Source organism: Bacillus sp. C-3-6, assembly GCF_054509685.1.
In genome coordinates this window covers 2,635,372-2,654,765 of sequence record NZ_CM137247.1, presented here as the reverse complement: position 1 = coordinate 2,654,765, position 19,394 = coordinate 2,635,372, and the positions used below count along the sequence as shown (strand labels likewise).

Here is a 19,394-nt window from a genome sequence, read left to right as displayed (position 1 = left end):
AGTTAAAGTAATTTTATTAGTATTATGGATCATATTTGTAGTTATTTTGGAAAAAGTAGTGAGAAAAAAATTAAATATACCGAAACAAACTGCCTGGAATAGTAAATATGTAAACAACTTTCATAAATGGGGCACTAGGGCTCTTATTATTTCTTATATAATTGTTACGATGATATGTGCTACTTTAAATCCCGTTTATATTAGTAATTTACCCATTTTATTTTTAATAACTTTATACTGCTTTCAATCATTTATGGAGTGGAAATTTAATAAAGAATCGAGGGAATATGTCATTTCTTTAGGGACAGTTCCATTATTAATAATAACAGGAATTATGTTTAATCTCTTCTTTTATAGTTATTGGATTTAATCATATGTGGAATGAACGGAGTGACAAAATGAAAATACCTAAATTACGTGCTGAAGTAATGATTGTAAACGACGAACATTCAAAAGTACTAGTACAATGTGATGAGAATGAATCATTTTATCGTTTTCCAGGTGGCTCTATTGAATTTGGTGAAACGTCAAAAGAAGCAATAATTCGAGAGTTAATAGAAGAATACGATTTGAAAGTTGATGTTCAAGAGTTAGCAATTGTAAATGAAAATATTTTTGAGTGGGGCAACGAAAATGGTCATCATTGTACATTGATACATTGGGGGACTGTTGAAAAAATCATTACAAATGAAATAAGGCATAAAGAGCATGAGGATATTATATTAATTTGGAAAAGTCTAGAGGAATTACAGGAGAAGCCGACATATCCTGAAGGCATCATAAGTTATTTAGAAGGGGATAACCGTAATATAGTCCAATTTATTTCAAGTAATTAAATGAAATAATAGGAGGGGTGAAAATGGGAGCTTCTACTTTTTGGATTATAACTATTGTTTTTTGTATAGCTGTCTACTTTCTCGATAAGTTTTTAAGAAAAAAATTGAATATGCCCAAGGGTGGTTTTTGGGGATATAAGAAACATGTAAATAGTTTACATAAAAAATTGGGAATAGGACTACTTTTTATTTATTTAATAACTAGCTTTATATTTATCTTTAAATTTGAAAGTGTTAATATCGCTTATGTCATTTTTTCTTATTTAGGTGGGACGTTAATCTTAAGAGCATTGATGGAATGGAAGTATGATAAAGAATCGAAAGAATATATATTTTCGGTAATTGGGGTATTCACGTTTATTTTTATGACTTCGATACTATTTTACTTCTTTCCACCTGCTGTATAATAAAAATTTGATAGTGCAAATAATGAAATAACTAATAAGCAAGAAACCATTTACTACTAAATGGTTTCTTGTTTATTTAAGCATTTATTTTAGTTAATATAGATGTAATGAAATTAGTTTTATCTTCTGCATACTTATGTTTATCAGTAGGATTAGCTTGTGAAAGTTGAATCTTTAACTGTTCATACTGCATGCGTGCAGTTTTATTGTCTATTAAGTAATCACGAAATTGTAATTGTTCTATTAAATATGTATTCCCTTGTTCATACATATGAATTTGATGAGTTCTTGGTTCACCTTTATTAAAATAGTATCTTTCGGGTAATACTTCTTTTCTATATTTATAGTTTAGTAGTTCTAACTTTTTAATACAATGTATACCGTCCGTATAATTTTCTAATTCAATTGCTATATCAATAATTGGCTTTGCACTTAAATATGGAATAGAAGTACTACCAATATGGTGTATCGCTAAAATATGTTCGCCAATTTGTTCCTCAATGATTTGTTTCTCTTTCATAAACTCAATTTCCCATTCTTCAGTCCACGGCACTAAAAACACTTCCCCATACGGTAAACCTAACATTTAATTAGCACCTCTTTCAAAATAGTTTTCAAAAAGTTTATTACATCTTCTTAAAGCTTCTCAAAACAAGGTATTCCCACAATCTCCAAGGAAGAATCTTCTTCGTAAAGATCATAAATTTTACACCTTTTCCAATAGGATATCGTAAAGTAGTACGCTTTTTTTCAGCAATTTCAACGATTTTATTAGCAACATCTATCGGATTACCAAATGTATCACTACCGCTATTAATATGTTTTTGTATTTTATCCATATATTCTTTGTAAGGAGATGTTGTATCAGATTGGTTTTCAGCTAGTTGTTTACCAACCTCCCATATATTTGTGTTGTAAGAACCAGGTTCAATTAAAGCGACATCTATTCCGAAAGGTTTTAATTCTAAGCGAAGCGATTCACTCCAGCCTTCTAATGCATATTTTGAAGATACATAAGGAGATAAACCAGGAAATCCAACTTGGCCGCTAATGCTGCTTATATTAATGATTTTTCCGCTTCTTTGTTCTCTCATATATGGTAAAACAAGCTGAGTGATTGATATAGCTCCAAAAAGGTTCGTTTCAAATTGCTTTCGATATTCGTCTACTGGGATTTCTTCTACAAAGCCCCCATTTGCATATCCTGCATTATTTATAAGGAGATCTATTCTATTAATTTCTTTTAAAAACAATTGGAAATTATGTATAGAATTTTGATCTGTTACATCTAATTGTTGAACTTTTATATTGTGCTGTAAGTTAAGTTGAGTAACTTGGGATAGTAAGGTTCCTTGTTTTTCAAGGTTTCGCATTGTAGCGATAACTAAATAATCTTTTTTTGCGAGTTCGAGTGTAGTTAATAGTCCAAATCCACTTGAGGCTCCAGTAATTATTGCGATTTTTTTATTCATTTTTCGCCAGCTTTCTTTTTCTTTTATCATAACGAGTTATGATAAGAAAATCTATTATTCTTACATTCAGTATGAAATGAATTTGTATGTAAAAAAGGAGATTATAGGGAATCAGCGTATATAGAGTAGTGTATATTAATATGATAATGAAATGAGGGAAGAAAAATGGTCCATGTAAAAGCTGTATTAGCAGATCAGCTATTAGCGAATGCAAATGATCCCAGTTGGTATATGCCATTTTCAGATGCAGTTAAGGATTTATCTGAGAGGGAAGCTTTCTGGAAACCGAATGAAGAGAGTAATAGTATAGCTGAAATCGTACAACATTTACTGTATTGGAACTCTACGTGGCAAACTAGGTATAAAGAATCAAATGTGAATGCAGTACCCGCTATAGGAGATAATAACAAAAGTTTTATGCTCTCAGATAATCAAACTTTCGATGAATTACGGGAAAAACTACTAGAAAAACTGTTACAATGGCAAAATCTCATAAATGAAGAAAAGGTTGAAAGTGATGTAGTGGGATTTCCTGTTTCTGCAAAGTGGTGGGAAGTGCTAGCGAATGTAACAACTCATAATGCATATCATATTGGTCAAATTATTTACATCCGAAAATTACAGAAGAGCTTTGATAATGAATAAAGTAACAATTCTCTTATTAAGGGAACAAAAGTGGACAAAACGAGACAAACGTCTCATTTTGTCCACTTTTTTATTGTTTAAAGATAGAGAAAACCTATTAAAACAAGGATTCGAAATTGGCACAATACTTGCAATATAAAAGACGAACAAGAAAATAGGAGGGCTGGACATGTTAAAAACAACTGAAAGTAAAGGGAATGAAATTACGAAAGAACAAGCTCGTTGGATGTACGAAAAAATGTTAGAAATTCGTAAGTTTGAAGATAAGGTGCATGAATTGTTCGCGCAAGGCGTTTTGCCAGGTTTCGTTCATTTATACGCAGGTGAAGAAGCGGTAGCAGTTGGTGTATGTGCCCACTTAACGGATAGTGACAGTATTACAAGTACACATAGAGGTCATGGACATTGTATCGCAAAAGGTTGTGATTTAAATGGTATGATGGCTGAACTTTTCGGGAAAGCGACAGGATTATGTAAAGGAAAAGGCGGTTCCATGCATATTGCCGATTTAGATAAAGGAATGCTAGGTGCGAATGGCATTGTAGGCGGCGGTTTCCCACTTGCTTGCGGTTCAGCATTAACAGCTAAATATAAAGGAACAAAAGATGTAAGTGTTTGCTTCTTCGGTGACGGAGCAAATAATGAAGGAACATTCCATGAAGGGGTTAATTTAGCGGCGATTTGGAAGTTACCAGTTATTTTTATTGCAGAAAATAACGGTTACGGTGAAGCAACTACATTTGAATATGCTTCAAGTTGTGATTCTATCGCTGATCGCGCAAAAGCTTATAATATTCCAGGTGTTCAAGTAGATGGAAAAGATCTTCTAGCTGTATATAAAGCTGCTGCAGAAGCAGTGGAACGTGCACGTAATGGTGATGGTCCAACAATTATTGAATGTATGACATATCGTAATTATGGTCATTTCGAAGGTGAAGCACAAACATATAAAACATCAGAAGAAAAAGAAGAACATTTAAATGAAAAAGATGCAATTGTGAATTTCCGTAAGCATTTAATTCATGAAGGTTTATTAACGGAATCTGAACTTGTTGATATGGAAAAAGCAGTAGATGATGCAGTACAAAGATCCATTGAATTTAGTGAAAATAGTCCATACCCAGACGATGAAGAATTATTAAAAGATGTATACGTTTCTTACAAATAAGAGGAGGGTGAAAAATTATGACTAGAACAGTAAGTATGTCAACTGCAATTAATGAAGCGATGAAAATTTCAATGCGTCGTGATGAAAATGTAATTTTAATAGGTGAAGATGTTGCAGGCGGTGCACAAGTTGATCATCTGCAAGATGATGAAGCTTGGGGTGGTGTTCTTGGTGTTACGAAAGGACTTGTACAAGAGTTTGGCCGAAATCGTATATTGGATACACCAATTTCTGAAGCGGGTTATATGGGAGCTGCGATGGCAGCTGCTGTAACTGGATTACGTCCGATAGCTGAGTTAATGTTTAATGATTTTATCGGTAGTTGTCTTGATCAAGTATTAAACCAAGGTGCTAAATTCCGTTATATGTTTGGAGGTAAAGCAAAAGTACCCGTTACAGTACGTACGATGCATGGCGCTGGTTTTAGTGCAGCAGCTCAACATTCACAAAGTTTGTACGCATTATTTACGAGCATACCAGGTATTAAAGTTGTTGTTCCTTCCACACCGTATGATGCAAAAGGCTTATTATTAGCGGCAATTGAAGATGATGATCCAGTAATCTTCTTTGAGGATAAAACACTTTACAATATGAAAGGTGAAGTGCCAGAAGGATACTATACAATTCCATTAGGAAAAGCAGATATTAAACGGGAAGGTTCTGATGTAACAATTGTCGCAATCGGAAAGCAAGTTCATACAGCGCTTGCAGCTGCAAAGCAATTATCGAAAAAGGGGCTTGAAGTAGAAGTAATTGATCCACGATCTTTATCACCGCTTGATGAGGATACGATTTTATCATCTGTTGAAAAAACAAATCGTCTTATCGTCATTGATGAAGCGAATCCTAGATGTAGTATGGCAACAGATATTGCGGCAATTGTAGCGGATAAAGGTTTTGATTTGTTAGATGCACCTATTAAACGAATTACAGCACCACACACACCTGTTCCGTTCTCGCCGCCACTTGAAAAGTTGTATTTGCCAACGCCAGAAAAAGTAATTGAAACTGTATCAGAAATGATTGGAGACCAATCTTTATTACATGTGTAATAAAACGATGAGAAGGGAGAGAGAAACATGGCTGTAGAAGTTGTAATGCCGAAGTTAGGTATGGCGATGAAAGAAGGTATTATTACGAGCTGGAATATTAAAGCAGGCGATAATGTAGCAAAAGGAGAACTAATTGCTAGTATTAATTCAGAAAAAATTGAAACGGAAATTGAAGCGCCAGCTGATGGTACGGTGCTTGATATAGCTGTAAGTGAAGATGAAGGGGTGCCGCCTGGTACTGTAATTTGCTACATCGGTAAACCGAATGAAAAAGTAGAAATGCAGGAAAGCACACATGTGGTAGAAGAAAAAACATTTAAAATAGAAGTACAAAATGTACAAAATCAAGAAGCAAATGGGAAAGAAGTAGCGAAGCAAAGAATTAAAATTTCACCTGTAGCAAAGAAAATTGCAAAGTCTGAAAATTTTGATATCAATGTATTAGTTGGTACAGGTCCTGGCGGAAGGATTACAAAGGCAGATGTATTAAAAGCATTTGAGGTAAGAGGAATCGTTCTGGAAATATCTGAACAAGAAGAAAGTAACGTGATTCCTGTTACTGGTATGCGTAAAGCGATCGCAAATCGTATGCACGTAAGCTTACAAAATAGCGCACAATTAACGTTAACGATGAAAGTAGATGTAACAGATTTAGTTGCTTTACATAAAGAAATAGCGAACGTTGTACAAAAAAGATATGATAATAAATTAACCATTACGGATTTCGTCTCGCGTGCTGCTGTATTAGCACTTGGAGAGCATAAAGAAATGAACAGCGCTTATATAGATGATGCAATTCATCAATTTGAACATGTGCATTTAGGCATGGCAGTCGCATTAGAAAAAGGGTTAATCGTTCCAGCTATTCGCTTTGCAAATAATTTATCTTTAGTAGAGTTGTCTAAAGAGATTAAGAATGTGGCACAAAAGGCGCGAGCAGGTAGTTTAAGTAGTGATGATATGCACGGAACGACATTTACAATTAGTAATTTAGGTAGCTTTGGTATTGAATATTTCACACCTGTATTAAATACACCTGAGACTGGTATTTTAGGTATTGGCGCAATTGAACATGTTCCTGTATTTAAGGGAAAAAAATTAAGAAAAGGAAGTATGTTACCTTTAAGTTTAACATTCGATCATCGTGTATTAGACGGTGCACCAGCAGCTGCATTTTTACGCACAATTAAACATTATTTAGAAGAACCTATAACAATTCTTTTATAAAGAGAAGGTGAGAGAATGAGTAAATTAGTTGTTATTGGGGGCGGACCTGCTGGCTATGTAGCAGCAATTACCGCGGCTCAAAATGGCAAAGATGTCACTCTTATTGATGAAGCTGACCTTGGCGGAACATGTTTAAATGTTGGGTGTATGCCGACGAAATCACTGTTAGAAAGTGCTGAAGTACATGACATTGTGAGAAAAGCGAATGATTATGGAGTTACGATTAATACAGAAAATATCTCAATTGATTGGGGGCAAATACAGGCGAGGAAATCACAAATCGTAATGCAACTTGTCCAAGGAATACAATATTTAATGAAGAAAAATAAAATTAAAGTTGTAAAAGGAAAAGCGAAATTCGAAACGGATCATCGTGTGCGAGTTGTACAAAGAAATAAAGAAGAATTAATCGATGGAGAGAGCTTTATTATCGCAGCTGGTTCCAAGCCTACAAAATTACCATTCGCTCCGTTCGATGGAAAATGGATTTTAAATAGTAGCCATGCAATGTCTCTTGAGAGTATACCATCTTCATTGTTAATCGTTGGCGGTGGTGTAATAGGATGCGAGTTTGCAAGTATTTATAGTAGACTTGGTACAAAAGTATCGATAGTTGAGATGGCACCGCAATTACTACCTGGTGAAGATGAAGATATTGCGAATATTTTAAGAGAAAAATTAGAAAAAGATGGTGTGAAAATTTTTACGGGAGCAGTTTTAAAAGGATTAAATAACTATAAGAAGCAAGCTGCATTTGAATACGAGGGAATTACTCACGAAGTAACTCCAGAATTTGTTCTTGTTTCCGTAGGAAGAAAACCAGAAGTACAACAATTAGGATTAGAAAAGGCAGGAGTTCAGTTTTCAAATAAAGGGATTGCTGTGAATGAACATATGCAAACGAACGTATCGCATATTTACGCAGCTGGTGATGTGATTGGTGGAATTCAGCTTGCTCACGTTGCCTTCCATGAAGGAACGACAGCAGCATTACACGCAAGCGGAGAAGACGTGAAAGTAAATTATCACGCTGTGCCCCGTTGTATATACACAGCTCCAGAAATAGCTAGTGTCGGGTTAAGTGAAAAAGGTGCAAGAGAACAATATGGTGATATTCTCATCGGAGAATTCCCTTTTACAGCGAACGGAAAAGCTCTTATTTTAGGAGAACAAGTAGGTAAAGTAAAAGTCATTGTAGAACCTAAATACCAAGAAATTGTAGGGATTTCTATTATCGGTCCTCATGCAACTGAACTTATTGGTCAAGGAACCATAATGATTCATACAGAAGTTACCGCTGATATAATGAGAGATTATATTGCAGCACACCCTACTTTATCAGAAGCAATTCATGAAGCGTTAATGCAAGCGGTAGGACATGCTGTACATGCTTAAATGGAAATATAATAAACCACTATTCTCTAAACAAATAAGAGAATAGTGGTTTGATTTTTTATTAATAGAATATCTTATTATTTTTTAATTTCAATCGCTGAAGTAATATCGTTCCAATCAGGAGCTAAATTAGCAGTTTTACCATACCAATCAGCGTGTTTAAATATAACACCTTTTCCATATCCTTGTGTTGAAGTGTGCTCCCAAAGTGTCGTTGAATAACTTGCAGAAGGTGAGGCTGTACTTACAGAAGAAATTCTGTCATTCCAGCTAGATGGTAAGTTTTTAAAGCCGCTGCTCCAGTAAATATATTGACCACCTTTATCTTTATGTTCGTAAAAATCAGTACTACCAGCACCGCTACCTAAAGGATTAATATTATTTTTAATTGCTTTTTTATCCTTTGCAATATACGCATCCAATGTTTCACGGCTAGTAAAACCATAAGCTAGCCAATCTCCATTTTCATTTTGCTCTGGTAATACCATAGTAATTTGGATATCTTTCTTATCCTGATCACTTAATTTTGCAAATGAATTAACATTTTGTTCATCCACTTTTAAATAATCAAATGACTTAATTGTGTTACTTTTTTCCTCAGCACTTACTGCACCTAGTCCTCCAGTTAATGCAAAACCCGCTACTAATGTCCCTGCTACTAATTTCTTCAACATATAACCATCCCTTTTTGTTTGAATTTTTGTACAGGTGAATCTTGTACAGCTAAAATGTATTCTAATTTTATACTTTTGTAAATATTCTGAAGTTTTAGAAATGATAGGCGGAATATTTACATTTTTACATTATTTCTTTAGAAAAAATGGTTATTGGAATGATATAATAAGTGGATGTATTGCTTTTACTGGATGTAAAGATATTTTAGGAGAGGTGTCATTGAAATATTTTACAAGAGAATGGTATAAAAAAATGCAAGTTTTAGAATTTGTAAGTTTTATAGAGTCTATAAAAGAATGGTCGAAAATGGATATACAAAGTTTAAAGGAAGAAATAGAGGAAAGGAAAATAGATTTATTAAAATTCCTTCCTGAATCGATATACTCAATTATACAAAACATAACAATTAATTCAGAATACCCATCAGGTGAACTGAAAAAACTTTTGCAAGAGTGGACAACAGATTATGAGAAAAGAATGGCACAATTAGATCAATCATACGTAGAATATTTTAATTCCATTGAGAAAAAACTTCCGTCAAATGTCGCTCAGTTACACAAGACATCACTACACGATAGTGTAATTAAAGCAATAAAGAGAGAATCAGAAGATACTTTGTCTATCGTATTAGATTGCAGTGGTACTTTTAGTGAATTTGATAAACTTGAAGTAACCTTTATAGGAGTAACAAAGTGTTCTATGCAGGAAAACTTTAACAGTGCTTGGTGGCTATATCATGAAATAGCTCTTACTGAAGATGGTTTTGAACTAGGTGTTTTATTTGACTCTCCATTTAGAGAAGTGACGATTTGCGCAGCAGATGTATTACTTGTGAAGAAATAATGTTGTATGGAGTATTACAAACGTTTGACATAATAAAAAAATAAAGTTATTGTAGATACATGAAGTCTACAATAGGAGCTGTACTATGAAATATTCTAAAGCTACAAATTATGCTCTTCATACAATGCTTTTTCTGGCAAAGGCCACACCAAATAAGTTAGTTAGTGTTCACCAATTAGCAGAAATGCAAAATGTTTCACCAACGTACTTGTCTAAAATACTAACTAAGTTGACGAAGGAAGGGATGATACACTCATCATCTGGTCCAAAGGGCGGTTACTCGCTTAGTAAGAATTGGGAAGATATTTCATTTTTAGATATTATACATGCAATTGAAGGCAAAACATCATTGTTTGACTGTTGTTTACATGACAAACCTGGATGTTTAATTAATGAGGCAATGCTCGCAGCAGAAGAGAAAATGGAAGAAGAGTTAAGAAATCAAAAAATCGTAGATCTTGCGAAAAAAATAAAAGTGGATTTTTAATCTGCTTTTATTTTTAAATTAATTAAGGATAAAAAGGCTCTTTAATATCTTTGATTGTAGTTAGAAAATGATATGAAGAAGGAGAGAAGATGATGAATAATTTTTGGAATGATCGATATAAATCAGATGAATATTTTTACGGGGAAGAACCTAATACATTTATTAAAGAACAAGCATTTCGTTTAGCAAATCACAATAAAGTAATAGCATTTGCGGAGGGAGAAGGTAGAAATGCTGTATTTCTAGCAAGACAAGGGAACGAAGTAACAGCTATTGATTATTCGGAAGATGGATTAGAAAAGACAAAAAAATTGGCAGAGAAGCATAACGTAAACGTGCATACAAAAAAAGTAGATTTATTAGCTGATAGTTTGCCAGAAAATGAATATGATGCGGCAATTATGGTATTTGGACATTTTCATGATGATTATAAAAAAATGATATTAGATAAAATGATACAAACGATAAAACCTGGTGGATTAATTATGTTTGAAGTTTACTCAAAAAAACAAATAAACAATTGTACTGGTGGACCAAAAGATGTTGATATGCTGTATGATCCAATGGATATCCTTACTTGGTGTGAAGAACATAAGGTAATTCATTTCTTTAATGGAGAACAAGAGCGAGTTGAAGGGAAAGGGCACACTGGTTTAGCTGATGTTATTCAAGTTGTTATTAGAAAATTAATATAAGTGTTAATGAAAGTGTTAAATGTATGAATGTAAAAAGACCAGTCGTATAAGACTGGTCTTTCTATTTAGATACTAAATTATCAAGCTTCCAATATGTATTTGTTAACGGCGCCGCTTTGCTATCTATGTATAAATACATATTATTTAAATCTTTTGGTGAAGTTTTCAGTTCAAACACAACGTCAGTAGTTAAAGAGAATTCGTGTGGAACATTTTCATAGTGCTCGTCATCTATCGGATGAGCTTCACCTTCATATTTCTCACCAGTTTTTTCATCTTGTATGAAATATTTTATTTCCGAAAGATCAATAGTTTGTCCATCGTCTCGAACATTATTAATCATAACACGAGTAGTAAGGCGCCGCTCTTTGTCTATTTTTTCAAACTTTGCATTCTCAACTGTCGCTCTATAGTATTCGTTTTTAACTATTTCTCCATAGTGCATTGCATTCTTTTCGAGAGCGCTCTTTTCTTGTTTTGATGTAGTATTGCTATTACATCCTGTTAATATTCCAGTAAATAATAATGCTGTACATGTCGTTTTGATTAATGATTTCATAGTAATCCCTTTCTGTATTAAAAAGTAAAACATAGGAATAATTTTACATCAATAGGAAGGTAAATGGAAGTATTTTCGCGTAATATACAGATATGCATTTATTTGGTTGTCAAATTAATGGGATAGAAAGAGGGCGAAGACTGTATAAAACGGAATAAATAAGAACTGAAAATATTGTAAAACAGAAGAGGCATGCATATAATTAAAATAAAGTTTAAGTTTCTGAATCTTCAATAACGGTGGTGATAACATGTTTACTGAAGAACGTCGAGAGAGAATCTTAGAACTACTTAATACAGATGGAAGAGTAATTGCAAAGGAACTTGCGGAAAGATTTGATATGTCTATTGATTCTATAAGAAGAGATTTGTCTATTATGGAAAAGGATGGTTTATTAAAAAGAACGCACGGAGGTGCAATTGAACTTACGCGAGTGAGAAACTTAGCTGTGGAACCAGCTAAGCGTTATAGTGATAGCTCAATATATGAGGACACAATTGCAAGAGTTGCAGCATCTTATATACAAGAAGATGATTCTATTTTTATTAGCGGGGCTTCCATTCATAATGCGATGCTGAAATATTTACCGGAAGTATCATTTACGGTTATTACGAATTCTATAGAAATAGCTGGTTATCTAAGAGAATATAAGAATATTGATACGTATTTAATTGGTGGAAAAGTAAAGCCTTCAGGGAATATTACTGATGCATTTGCCTCTGAATTGATAAGTAGATTCTCTATTGATCTTTATTTCTCTTCAGGTGGAGGCATTTCATTACAAGGTATTAGTACTGCAACACCTGAAGTTGCATATTTTAGTAAAAGAGTAAGTGAAATTGCTAGAAGAAATATTTGTTTAGCTCCGCATAATAAACTTGGAATAGATTGTTTTATAAGAGGAGAGTCTCTAAAAGAAATTGACCTTATTATAACTGACGAAGAGGCTAGTAAAGAAACTGTTCAGGACTTTGAGAAACAAGGTAAACAAGTTGTAATAGCGCCATTGTATTCATTTGAAAGGAGTTTGACATGATTGTAAAAGAGCAAGAGTTTCATATAAATGGATTAACTTATACAATTCGTTCTGCAGCTGAGAAAGATGCTGACCAGTTATCGAAAATTAGAGTTCAGATTGATGGAGAAACTGAAAATATGGATAGAGATGCTGGAGAGGGATTTATAGATAATCTAGGATTTCAAAAAATAATAAAAACAGATAGTGAAGAGACGAAGAATCTCTTTTTAGTTGCAGAAGTGCACAATCGAATTGTTGGATTTTCAAGGTGTGAAGGATCAAATTTTAAGAGATTATCTCATAAAGTGGAGTTTGGCGTTTGCATTTTAAAAGAGTTTTGGGGATATAAAATGGGTAAGAGCCTATTACAACAATCTATTAAATGGGCTGACGAAAATGCAGTAAATAAAATATCTTTACAAGTATTAGAGACAAACGAGAAAGCTATTCATCTTTATAAAAAATTAGGTTTTGAAGTAGAAGGCATTTTGAAAAATGACAAAAGACTATCGGACGGAAAGTATTATAATACGGTAGTGATGGGAAGGTTTACTGATACTTTTCATAAAAGAGGTGAAGAAGTATGTTTTACAGAAGGAAGTACTATGTAGTGAAAAATGAATTCATAGAAGTATTTAATGATCATTTCAATAACACGAACTTACCTAATCAATTAAAGCATGGTTCTAAGCTAATAGGACGCTGGATGAAAGATAATAAGAATGGTACGTCTGAAGTATTTGCCATATGGGAATATGATAGTTATGAACAGTATAAAGAAATAGAATCGAAAATTAGAAGTGACGAGAGGCATATTAGAAGAATACATGAATGGTATGAAAACCATGGCGGGAAAGAATATGTTTTACAGGAGTATATAGTAGAGATGAAAAATGAAGGGTTAGTATGTACTGTAAAGTAATAGAGGGGTGAGGGATGATAGGAATGAAAACAAAATTATATTTTAGTGTAGCATCCACTATTTTCTTTGCAATAGCCGTGATTGTTTTCTTTATAAACGGCAATCCACAAAAGTGGTTTTGGTTCTTTATTTTCTTTGCGTCCATTATACAAAATATAGTACTACTAAAAAAGAATAAAGAAGTGCATTAGGATATTTAAATTATTAACATATTTGTGTCGTCTTGCTAGTTATATTGAAAACGCTTTTATTCAGTTTTATAATAAAAGTATGTTTTATAAATCTCCAAAATAATTAAAAGGGAGATGATACAATGTTAGCTTCACCTTTTTACTTACATACATGGAAAAAGTTTATTGATGAAGGAGTCCTTGATTCGAACCGTATAAACGAAAGAATTTCAGAGTCATGGCATCGATGTAAACAAGCAAATGTGAATCCTCACACGAATAAAGGTCAGAAAATTTTGTCTTCTCATTTTTTTCGAGAACAAAAGAAAAAGAGTGAAATTTTCCTTGATATCGCACTACCTCAAATACAAAATATGAGAAAAACCATTGATGAACTACAAATGATGGCATTATTAATCGATCCAGATGGTTACGTTCTATCGTTAAGTGGAAATAAACAAACGTTGAAGCGAGCGAAACATATTAATTTTATTGAAGGTGTAAAATGGACGGAAGAAGCTGTGGGGACAAACGCAATAGGAACAGCGCTAGAAATTGAAGAAGCTATTATGATAAGTGGTACTGAACATTACTCCGTGGCATCTCATAGCTGGAGTTGTGCGGCTGCTCCCATTCATAATGATGACGGGAAATTAATTGGTGTTCTAGATTTCTCCTGTCCAATTGAATTTTCGCATCCATATATGCTCGGTATGGTAACTTCAATTGCACATGCGATAGAACGTGAATGTAGCATAAGAGTTCATCAAAATGAATTACACTTAATTCATCGTTTTTTAGATGTCATTGATAGTGATGAACGAGTAGTTATTTGTAATCATCGTGATGTTATCGTTTCTGCGAGTAAGAGCGTTCGTGAACGAATAAATAATTGGTCAAGAATGAAACTTGAAGAGTTAATGTACCATGGATTAGAAACTAAATTAGAGATACCAGTATATAGTAATGAAAGAATGATTGGGAAATGTATGTATTTAAAGGAAAACGAACAAATGAATACATATTCTGCTCTCACATTTATAAAAGGAATTACTTTTCCAGGAGTTACTGGGACAAGCAGAGCATTTCAACACACACTAGAAGAAATTAAGCTTGTTTCACCGACTGATGCTAGTGTGTATGTATGTGGTGAGACAGGAGTGGGAAAGGAATATGTCGCGAGAGCGATTCATGAAAATAGTCCAAGAAAAGACGGACCCTTTATAGCTGTTAACTGCGGTTCTTTGCCTAAAGAATTAATAGAAAGTGAATTGTTCGGTTATGCTGAAGGTGCATTTACAGGTGCGCGACGTCAAGGATATAAAGGGAAATTTGAACAAGCGAATGGAGGAACATTATTTTTAGATGAAATTGGTGAAGTACCACCAGAGATGCAAATAGCATTATTGCGTGTTTTACAAGAACGTACAATAACTCCAATAGGAAGTTCAAAAGAGGTACCAGTAAATATTCGTATTATTACTGCCACACATAAAGATTTACTACGGTTAGTAGAAGAAGGGAAATTCCGTCAAGATTTATATTATCGTTTGCACGTTTATCCGTTATATGTTCCATCGTTAATAGAAAGAAAAGAGGATATCCCATATTTTATACAACACTTTTGCGAACGGAAGAATTGGAATGTTGTATTTCCGAAGAGTATTTGCAATCAATTTTTACAACATACATGGCCCGGAAATATTCGAGAACTAGTAAATGCATTAGAACGTATTTACATTTTGTCGCAAGGACGGGAAATATGCGAAAAACAAGTCGCTCTTTTGATACAAACAATGATGGGAAATCAACAACAACTTGAGTTACAAGTTGAAAATAAAACCGAACATACATTGAATTTTCGCGAAAAAATACAGCGTGATAGCATGATTGAAGCATTACAAAAGACAAACGGAAATGTTTCATTAGCTGCAAAACTATTAGATGTACCCCGTAGTACATTCTATAAACGAATGCAAAAATATAAGTTATAAAGTAGATTTTTGTAATCTACTTTTTCTTTGTGGGCTCATGTTCTGTCGGAATGTGCGCTTACCGGGGAAATAATAGAACAGTTAGAAATTAATTTCCGAAAGGGGGACTTATGTGAAGTATATTGAAATTGGCTTCGGAAATAGGTGGTTCGTTCGAACAGAAACTGAAAATAAAGATGGAATTGAATTTGAGGAACGAGGAATTATAAAACCTATTTATTTTGAGTCTTTATATGTACGAATTTGGTTTCGGAAAACGTGTTTTATTTTTGATACGAAAGAAGGGTTTAAAAAAACTAAGAAGAGGAGGATTGAATATAAATTTATAGTTGGAATTGTAAGTAGAATAAATAAAGAAAAAGTGTGCTGATATACGTTATTATATTGACCAGGAAATTCTTTGGACTTATATCAAATTCATAAAAAGCAATTTTACTAAATATAAATTGTTAATACAACCACTAAAAATTATTATCAAGACCTAAAAGCTAAAAATCTTTAAAAAATAAAGGTGAGCGCATATTAGTCATGTATAATATGTACTCACCTTTATTTTCTTGTTCAAAGCACCCGTTAGTCACTCATGGAACATGGAATAAAGTGTGGTATTGATTTAAAATAAAGTTTGATAATTTATAAAAAAGATTGATAAAACCTTGTATTAATATAAGGTTTTTTTTGCCCCTTAAATTTCAGTTGTATTGTTCAATTAAAGGGCCAGATTGTTGAGGAAACAGGAATAATAAGAATACTCAAAAGATTGTTTGTGAAGTGTTACACTTAAACTAACGGGCAGTTTAGCTTAAGTACATTTTTTCACAAATTTAAATGGGGAAATTTCCCCATTTTTTATACCAGCTTAACGTTGATTCGGGAATATTGAACTTCGCTACCTGCTAATTGAATTCTACTTCATCTGGAGACCTTTAAATTAAAATGTTTCCTTTCTTCTGACAGACTTATTAAAGTTCGAAAACAGTCAATTCAATCATCTTTTCGTATAGAAAAACTTATTAAGAAACATGCACTAGAAAAAATATAAATCATATATAGGAGATATCCCGTTTGAATGCTTGAGGAGGATATTATGAAACCTATGTTACCTAGTGAAAAATATTTCGGTAATTTAGAACTAGTTTATGCATTTTATGGGGCTATGCCTACAGGTGTTACTGTTTCAGAAACCGGTCGTATTTTCATTTGCTTTCCGAAATGGGGAGACGATGTTAAATTTACGGTGGCGGAAATTTTTGAGGATAAATTGCAGCCTTATCCTAATTTACAAACCAATTTGGTTAACCCCGAGAATATCCTAATGACTTTCATCAGTGTCCAAAGTGTAGTTGCTGATGGAAGGGGAACGCTTTGGATATTAGATACAGCGGCACCCAATTTTTCTGAACCTATTAAAGGGGGGGCAAAATTAGTCGCTGTTGATTTAGAAACCAATACAATAAGAAAAGTATATACCTTTACAGAAGATGTTGTCCTGCCTACAACTTATCTGAATGATGTCCGTTTTGATTTTCGTGTTGGAAAAGCAGGTTATGCCTATATAACGGATTCTTCTTCAAGAGGACCAGGAGCTATTATCGTCGTAGATTTATCAAATGGAAACGCGTTTAGACGGTTAAATGGAGCAAATTCAACTTCACCCGATCCCTATTTTTTACCGAAAGTAGAAGGTCAAATTTTAATGAATCGAAACAAAGACGGTTCAACTTCTCCATTTAGATTGGCGTCTGATAGTCTTGCGATTTCTCCTGATGGAAAGATATTATTTTTTGCTCCACTAACCAGTCGACATTTGTTCTCGATCTCAACAGAAGCCCTGAGAGACAGAACGATATCGGACATGAATTTACCTTATCATGTGGAGTATTGGGGAGAAAAAGGTGCGTCTGATGGAATGATCACTGATGCAAAGGGAACTGTTTATGCTGGAGATTATGAAAACAACAGTATCCGTAAGATATTGCCAAATGGCATAATGGAAACTATTGCACATGATCCGAGAATTTTGTGGCCGGATACTTTTTCAATTGGTCCGGATCAATATTTGTATGTCATTGTGAACCAATTACATCGACAGCCTAGATTTCATTATGGAAAAGACTTACGACAGAAACCTTATAGTTTACTTCGTATCAAAATTGACGAATTTCCTGCTCCGACCTTTTCATAATAAAAATAGTCAATTAATTGTTTTCATTGATAGAAAATGATCAAGCTTTTTTATAAAACCAAAACATAAACCTGCTGGATAAGAATCCATTTTGATCAATCTTTTTCAAAATGGATTCTTTTTATTTACCATAGAATACGGGTTAACACGATATTTTTAATCAAACTTTATTTTAAAATTACGAAGAAACTCATGAATGTTTTAAAAAATATGGTGAAGTAGTAATACCCGAACTTATGAGTGAAATTAATGAAAAGTTAAAATGGGATGTTGTTAGTTATGTAGATCATAAGGAGTATGCTTTATGGCCACATTCTATTTGAAGATTTTTCATTGAAAATCTCAATAGCTCTTTCACATATTTCTTGATTAATACAAAATCTTTCTGTTATCCAATAATTAAGTTCAGAAGATGTAAGGCTTTGTTCTATTTTCTTACCTTGGAAATATCGTTTTAAAACATTATCATTAATAGAAGTTGGAATACCATCGATATAACCGAAAATCTGAATTTTCTTTAATACAGGAGATGTATGCCAATCGTTAGACTTTTTAATGAGTTCTTTCATACTTGATAAATGTATTGGATCTGTATGTAAGATTTTTGCTGGACCTGGATTTCTAGCAATTTTAATCCTATTATTTGAGACTTCATAAGTGAAAGTTTCTCTTACATTACTTACTTGAAATGATTCATAAAGTGGGTAAGCTTGGAATAAAGGTGCACAATAACCAACATCAACATAATAAGGTTGGTCTAAGTTAACCCGTAAGCATAAATGTCCGGGATCCATATACATAAAATGAACATTAAAACCAAGATTTGATAATAACCAATGGAATCCAATTGAGTGCGTCCAACAAGTACCCCCGAGACCTTTTGTTGTAATACGGTTTATGTATGTCTCAATGGAAGGAAAATAATTACCTGTTTCATTACCCTTTTCCCAGTCAATTATTTTAGTAAGGGTTTCCCATTTTATTTTTTCTTGATGAGCTTTAATAAGCTCATTTAAAAACTTTAAGCTAGTAGGCTGTTTTGTCGTACCTAAAAATGATAGAAAGCTATTTACTAGTTGTACTTGGGTCATTTTCTTATCCTTTCTATATAGAAATTGCTATTGGTATTATTATACAATAGGTGTCAGAAAATACAGTTGTTTATTATTGGAGTGGGAGAGAATTATATGTCGATGTCGCTATATTATAAAAAAATCCGTGAGCAATTAGGCCGTGAACTAATTCTAATACCGAGTGTAGCTGCTGTTATTAAAAATGAGCAAGGGAAAATCTTATTTCAATATCCTGGTGGAGAATACTGGAGTTTGCCAGCTGGAGCAATTGAGCCTGGAGAAACTCCAGAAGAAGCGGTAGTTCGTGAAGTGTGGGAAGAAACGGGTTTGAAAGTGCAAGTAAAAAAACAAAAAGGGGTATTTGGAGGGGAATGGTTCCGTCATATATATCCGAATGGCGATCAAGTAGAATATATTGTTGTTGTGTTTGAATGTGAAATTACTAGTGGAAAACTGAAATCGATAGATGGTGAATCTTTAAAACTACAATATTTCTCATTTTCTGAAAAGCCTACTTTAGCGCTACCATACCCAGATAATATATTTTTATAGATGTAAAATAGCACACCTT

General features: G+C 33.4%; 25 protein-coding genes. 20 read left to right on the top strand and 5 right to left on the bottom strand.

Annotated elements, in window-relative coordinates; translation table 11 throughout:
• The first annotated feature begins 46 nt into the window (after window positions 1-46).
• From ACW0JX_RS13630 to ACW0JX_RS13620, 3 genes are read left to right on the top strand one after another with little or no spacing between them, the layout of a single operon-like run.
• On the top strand, window positions 47-370 hold the full coding sequence (locus tag ACW0JX_RS13630; protein ID WP_003274417.1) for a DUF4181 domain-containing protein: 324 nt from the start codon (window positions 47-49) through the stop codon (window positions 368-370).
• Between the two features lie 4 nt (window positions 371-374).
• Entirely contained in the window at window positions 375-836 is a 462-nt protein-coding gene (locus ACW0JX_RS13625; RefSeq protein ID WP_459244835.1) for an NUDIX domain-containing protein, read from the top strand.
• Between the two features lie 23 nt (window positions 837-859).
• Complete coding sequence (locus tag ACW0JX_RS13620) at window positions 860-1,243, top strand: DUF4181 domain-containing protein (RefSeq protein WP_095690738.1); 384 nt, start codon at window positions 860-862, stop codon at window positions 1,241-1,243.
• A gap of 76 nt (window positions 1,244-1,319) precedes the next feature.
• Here the strand turns inward: ACW0JX_RS13620 and ACW0JX_RS13615 are convergent, their stop codons facing one another.
• Window positions 1,320-1,829, bottom strand: coding sequence for a GrpB family protein (locus ACW0JX_RS13615; RefSeq protein ID WP_000901177.1), 510 nt, complete (start codon window positions 1,827-1,829; stop codon window positions 1,320-1,322).
• A 40-nt stretch (window positions 1,830-1,869) separates the two neighbouring features.
• Window positions 1,870-2,715, bottom strand: a complete 846-nt coding sequence (locus tag ACW0JX_RS13610) for an oxidoreductase (RefSeq protein WP_001034792.1) — start codon at window positions 2,713-2,715, stop codon at window positions 1,870-1,872.
• A 165-nt stretch (window positions 2,716-2,880) separates the two neighbouring features.
• On the opposite strand from ACW0JX_RS13610, the gene ACW0JX_RS13605 reads away from it, so the two are divergent.
• The 6 genes from ACW0JX_RS13605 to lpdA are packed head-to-tail and all read left to right on the top strand — an operon-like array spanning window position 2,881 to window position 8,202.
• Complete coding sequence (locus ACW0JX_RS13605) at window positions 2,881-3,360, top strand: DinB family protein (protein WP_000233778.1); 480 nt, start codon at window positions 2,881-2,883, stop codon at window positions 3,358-3,360.
• Complete coding sequence (locus ACW0JX_RS13600; protein WP_001045412.1) at window positions 3,353-3,499, top strand: hypothetical protein; 147 nt, start codon at window positions 3,353-3,355, stop codon at window positions 3,497-3,499. Before ACW0JX_RS13605 ends, ACW0JX_RS13600 begins: the two co-directional genes overlap by 8 nt.
• 30 nt (window positions 3,500-3,529) lie before the next feature.
• Window positions 3,530-4,528 carry an acetoin:2,6-dichlorophenolindophenol oxidoreductase subunit alpha gene (acoA, locus tag ACW0JX_RS13595; RefSeq protein ID WP_000921275.1) on the top strand — a complete coding sequence of 333 codons (999 nt, stop codon included), beginning with the start codon at window positions 3,530-3,532 and terminating at the stop codon, window positions 4,526-4,528.
• Window positions 4,529-4,545: 17 nt separating this feature from the next.
• Window positions 4,546-5,580: an acetoin:2,6-dichlorophenolindophenol oxidoreductase subunit beta gene (gene acoB / locus ACW0JX_RS13590; RefSeq protein ID WP_459244834.1), complete on the top strand. Its 1,035-nt coding sequence runs from the start codon at window positions 4,546-4,548 to the stop codon at window positions 5,578-5,580.
• A gap of 27 nt (window positions 5,581-5,607) precedes the next feature.
• Window positions 5,608-6,807: a dihydrolipoamide acetyltransferase family protein gene (locus tag ACW0JX_RS13585; protein ID WP_459244833.1), complete on the top strand. Its 1,200-nt coding sequence runs from the start codon at window positions 5,608-5,610 to the stop codon at window positions 6,805-6,807.
• Between the two features lie 15 nt (window positions 6,808-6,822).
• A complete protein-coding gene (gene lpdA / locus ACW0JX_RS13580) occupies window positions 6,823-8,202 on the top strand; it encodes a dihydrolipoyl dehydrogenase (RefSeq protein WP_459244832.1) in 1,380 nt (459 codons plus the stop codon).
• A gap of 77 nt (window positions 8,203-8,279) precedes the next feature.
• Here the strand turns inward: lpdA and ACW0JX_RS13575 are convergent, their stop codons facing one another.
• On the bottom strand, window positions 8,280-8,876 hold the full coding sequence (locus ACW0JX_RS13575) for a hypothetical protein (RefSeq protein ID WP_000914433.1): 597 nt from the start codon (window positions 8,874-8,876) through the stop codon (window positions 8,280-8,282).
• A gap of 220 nt (window positions 8,877-9,096) precedes the next feature.
• Between ACW0JX_RS13575 and ACW0JX_RS13570 the strand changes: the two genes are divergently transcribed.
• The 3 genes from ACW0JX_RS13570 (at window position 9,097) to ACW0JX_RS13560 (ending at window position 10,902) form a co-directional block, all read left to right on the top strand.
• Window positions 9,097-9,720, top strand: a complete 624-nt coding sequence (locus tag ACW0JX_RS13570) for a DUF4085 domain-containing protein (RefSeq protein WP_459244831.1) — start codon at window positions 9,097-9,099, stop codon at window positions 9,718-9,720.
• 85 nt (window positions 9,721-9,805) lie between these two features.
• On the top strand, window positions 9,806-10,207 hold the full coding sequence (locus ACW0JX_RS13565) for an Rrf2 family transcriptional regulator (RefSeq protein WP_000877649.1): 402 nt from the start codon (window positions 9,806-9,808) through the stop codon (window positions 10,205-10,207).
• Between the two features lie 89 nt (window positions 10,208-10,296).
• Window positions 10,297-10,902: a class I SAM-dependent methyltransferase gene (locus ACW0JX_RS13560; RefSeq protein ID WP_459244830.1), complete on the top strand. Its 606-nt coding sequence runs from the start codon at window positions 10,297-10,299 to the stop codon at window positions 10,900-10,902.
• A 61-nt stretch (window positions 10,903-10,963) separates the two neighbouring features.
• On the opposite strand, the gene ACW0JX_RS13555 is transcribed toward ACW0JX_RS13560, so the two are convergent.
• Window positions 10,964-11,461 carry a hypothetical protein gene (locus tag ACW0JX_RS13555; RefSeq protein ID WP_089171212.1) on the bottom strand — a complete coding sequence of 166 codons (498 nt, stop codon included), beginning with the start codon at window positions 11,459-11,461 and terminating at the stop codon, window positions 10,964-10,966.
• Between the two features lie 250 nt (window positions 11,462-11,711).
• On the opposite strand from ACW0JX_RS13555, the gene ACW0JX_RS13550 reads away from it, so the two are divergent.
• The 7 genes from ACW0JX_RS13550 to ACW0JX_RS13520 all read left to right on the top strand — a co-directional run bounded on the left by ACW0JX_RS13550 (window position 11,712) and on the right by ACW0JX_RS13520 (window position 17,750).
• Window positions 11,712-12,497, top strand: a complete 786-nt coding sequence (locus ACW0JX_RS13550; protein ID WP_459244829.1) for a DeoR/GlpR family DNA-binding transcription regulator — start codon at window positions 11,712-11,714, stop codon at window positions 12,495-12,497.
• Window positions 12,494-13,090, top strand: coding sequence for a GNAT family N-acetyltransferase (locus ACW0JX_RS13545; protein ID WP_063536561.1), 597 nt, complete (start codon window positions 12,494-12,496; stop codon window positions 13,088-13,090). Before ACW0JX_RS13550 ends, ACW0JX_RS13545 begins: the two co-directional genes overlap by 4 nt.
• Window positions 13,063-13,401: an NIPSNAP family protein gene (locus ACW0JX_RS13540; RefSeq protein ID WP_459244828.1), complete on the top strand. Its 339-nt coding sequence runs from the start codon at window positions 13,063-13,065 to the stop codon at window positions 13,399-13,401. The genes ACW0JX_RS13545 and ACW0JX_RS13540 overlap by 28 nt, the downstream gene beginning before the upstream one ends.
• Before the next feature lie 23 nt (window positions 13,402-13,424).
• Complete coding sequence (locus ACW0JX_RS13535) at window positions 13,425-13,592, top strand: hypothetical protein (RefSeq protein WP_459245800.1); 168 nt, start codon at window positions 13,425-13,427, stop codon at window positions 13,590-13,592.
• Between the two features lie 122 nt (window positions 13,593-13,714).
• A complete protein-coding gene (locus ACW0JX_RS13530) occupies window positions 13,715-15,565 on the top strand; it encodes a sigma-54-dependent Fis family transcriptional regulator (protein ID WP_459244827.1) in 1,851 nt (616 codons plus the stop codon).
• A 112-nt stretch (window positions 15,566-15,677) separates the two neighbouring features.
• Window positions 15,678-15,935 carry a DUF3977 family protein gene (locus tag ACW0JX_RS13525; RefSeq protein ID WP_459244826.1) on the top strand — a complete coding sequence of 86 codons (258 nt, stop codon included), beginning with the start codon at window positions 15,678-15,680 and terminating at the stop codon, window positions 15,933-15,935.
• A gap of 717 nt (window positions 15,936-16,652) precedes the next feature.
• Entirely contained in the window at window positions 16,653-17,750 is a 1,098-nt protein-coding gene (locus ACW0JX_RS13520; RefSeq protein WP_459244825.1) for an L-dopachrome tautomerase-related protein, read from the top strand.
• A 302-nt stretch (window positions 17,751-18,052) separates the two neighbouring features.
• On the opposite strand, the gene ACW0JX_RS13515 is transcribed toward ACW0JX_RS13520, so the two are convergent.
• Window positions 18,053-18,841, bottom strand: coding sequence for an arylamine N-acetyltransferase (locus tag ACW0JX_RS13515; protein ID WP_000195530.1), 789 nt, complete (start codon window positions 18,839-18,841; stop codon window positions 18,053-18,055).
• Between the two features lie 96 nt (window positions 18,842-18,937).
• On the opposite strand from ACW0JX_RS13515, the gene ACW0JX_RS13510 reads away from it, so the two are divergent.
• On the top strand, window positions 18,938-19,375 hold the full coding sequence (locus ACW0JX_RS13510; protein WP_459244824.1) for an NUDIX hydrolase: 438 nt from the start codon (window positions 18,938-18,940) through the stop codon (window positions 19,373-19,375).
• Window positions 19,376-19,394 lie beyond the last annotated feature (19 nt).